The sequence below is a fragment of the Citrobacter sp. wls826 genome, from assembly GCF_005281245.1.
Classification (GTDB): Bacteria; Pseudomonadota; Gammaproteobacteria; order Enterobacterales; family Enterobacteriaceae; genus Citrobacter; species Citrobacter braakii.
On record NZ_SZWS01000061.1, the window covers coordinates 85,139 to 87,792 of the forward strand.

Below are 2,654 nucleotides of genomic sequence, written 5' to 3' on the forward strand. Positions count from 1 at the left end.
TTATCCGGCCTACAGATACCTATCGTTCTCTTTACTTACTATCCATTTTTTCGGTGACGTTGCCAGAACGGGTTCGCTCGCTGCATACCGAGCGCGGCGCTTTTGTGGATCCCGCAGGGTTATTGGGCCGCCAGTCGGGACAATGTGCCCTGCACTATGATTCGTACCCGGTTGAATGCCAGGATGAAGTGGGTTCATCTGCACGGCGTATATCCTCTTTTTTATGCCATAACTTGGCGGTTATTTACCGAAATGATGCTGAGGTCACAGCAGGTTACGCCTGAGTGACAGTGCGATATATAGACTTGTCATAATAATTGCAGTTAAATGGTTATCAGTGCAAGGCAATATATTATGTCAGTAGGTTATTTATCGATATCCCGAGTGTTTTTACTCGAATAGCGGCGGGGGAGATATGCGAATTTTACGTGAGAATGATTTTTTTCATTCAGAGCAACATGCGTTTTGTCTTTTTTCGATGAATAACCAATTAATGGAAGGTGTGCACGGGCATGATTTTGATGAACTGGTGATTGTCCGTAGCGGTAGCGGGTTTCATATTATTAATGACCTGGTTCGTTTTATCTGCCAGGGTGACTTTTTTTTAGTGACCGCTAACGATACCCATAGTTATGTTTCAACTAATAATCTGTCGGTTATTAATATATTAATTCGTCGCCCGCGCAGTTTTCATTTTTTACAGCACATTGATAATTTGCTCGATTGTATAAAAGAAAAACTTCTACAGCCTACCGCGCTGGCGTTAACTCAGGGAGCGCTGGCGCGTATTGAGGTATTGAGCCAGGAGATAATCTCACGTAACGAGAGTAACTATGATGTGCTCTATTTTTCATTGTGTGAAGTCGCTTTGCTGAACATCATCAACACGCTTTGCCAGTGCGACCGCCAGACCGAGGCGCTTAGCCCTGATGAGCGAGGGCGAGCCAACCTGATCCGTATGCTCAAGACCAGTAGCTTGCGTCATTTGGACTGGAATGTGTTGAGTGATGATAACGGTGTCGCCAGGCGCACGATGTATCGCTTAATTAAGCGAGTGACCGGTTATACTCCGGTTAAATTCCAGATGTTGTATCGTGTATTAAAAGCTCAAGAATTACTGCGCACTACGGATAAAACCATCAGTGAAATTGCGGCACGTTGTGGTTTTATGAATGCGATCAGGTTGACTGAATCGTATCGACGGTATTTTCATTATCCTCCAAGCCATGAACGTGAACTTCATTCACGAGTTTTAATAGCGATTTAATTGTTAGGTTAATAACAATAAAAAATTATTACTACCATCCATCGTGACGGGGGTAGGCCATACGCTTATTTCTCGCCTTACTATCTGTAAATTTAAGGGAATCGTTATGTCAAAAAATAAAACACCTAACCCCTGGTATATTGGGGTGGTGTCTGGAATGGCATCATATATTGATTCGGCGGCTATTGTTTCCAGTGGTACAGCCTTAGTCATTTATCAAAAAACAATGGGTATTACTGCACTACAAATTGGCATTTTATCTGGATTATTAACGCTGAGTATTGCCGCTGGGGCTTTTGGTGGCGGTCGTCTTGGAGACCGTATTGGTCGTCGTAATGTTTTTATTATTACGATGGCGATGATTTTTATCGGCACGCTGGCGCTGGCCTTTGGTTTGAACTTCCCGTTCCTGGTGCTGGGCACACTCTTGGTGGGGCTGGCGACAGGGGCTGATTTACCCGTCTCTCTGGCGACTATCTCCGAAGCGGCGAACGATGAAAACCGCGGCAAGATTATCGGCTTGTCCAATTTACTCTGGCTGGTGGGAATTGGCGCCACGATGGGGATCTCCGCTATCGTCGGCGACTGGGGGCTGATTGGTGCGCAAATCATGTATATGCACGTTGGGCTGGTGGCGGTTGTGCTGATGATCCTGCGTTGGTCTATCCCTGAGTCGCCGCTGTGGTTGGCAGCAAAGGATGAACTGCGTCGTGGCATCGCCACCGTGCGGGCGCAGAAAACCGGCTGGCGCGATCTGCTTGAAGGCAAATACCTGTGGCCGTTTATCTCGCTGTGTATCTTTTATACCTTCACCAATCTGGCGGCCAATACCGGCGGGCAGTTTGGGGCTTATGTAGCGGTAAATGTGGTGGGCATTTCTGTCAGCACGCACTCGCTGTGGGGGCTGTTGATTCTGCCAGTGAGCGTGGCGTCTGGGTTGATGTTTATGCGCGTCGTTGATACCTCAAAACGGGTTCCATTCTTTATTTTTGGCGCGGTGATGATGTCCGGTGGTTATTTCGTGCCGGTACTGTTTAATTTCTCGCCACTCTCCTGGTTCTGCTGCCTGCTGTTTACCAATATCGGCACAGGATTTGCCTTCGAAGGCATCATGAAAGTGTGGGCGCAAGAGTCATTCCCCACCATGCTACGCGCCACCGCACAAGGGGTGATTGTCGGTATCGCCCGTCTGACCTGCGGCTTGTTGGCGTTCGTCACTCCTGTTCTGTTGAGCGCGGGGCCAGTGGTTCTTTATTGCCTGCTGACGGCGATTGTGGCGATAGGCATGGTTATCGGCTGGCTGTGCTTCCACGGCAAGCAACGTAATGAATTTAATGCAGAAACAGAAATGGTGGCGACGCCTGATAACGGACAGGCGTCGAACGAT

3 protein-coding genes are annotated in these 2,654 nt (G+C 47.9%); all 3 read left to right on the plus strand.

Annotated features, from left to right (window positions below; translation table 11 throughout):
• A partial coding sequence (locus FDW87_RS21225) for a hypothetical protein (RefSeq protein ID WP_212725447.1) occupies window positions 1-284 on the plus strand: 284 nt, incomplete at its 5' end.
• Window positions 285-415: 131 nt separating this feature from the next.
• Window positions 416-1,267, plus strand: a complete 852-nt coding sequence (locus FDW87_RS17905; RefSeq protein WP_016153432.1) for a helix-turn-helix domain-containing protein — start codon at window positions 416-418, stop codon at window positions 1,265-1,267.
• A gap of 106 nt (window positions 1,268-1,373) precedes the next feature.
• Window positions 1,374-2,654 (plus strand): MFS transporter (locus FDW87_RS17910; RefSeq protein WP_137380048.1); only part of this gene is annotated, 1,281 nt, incomplete at its 3' end.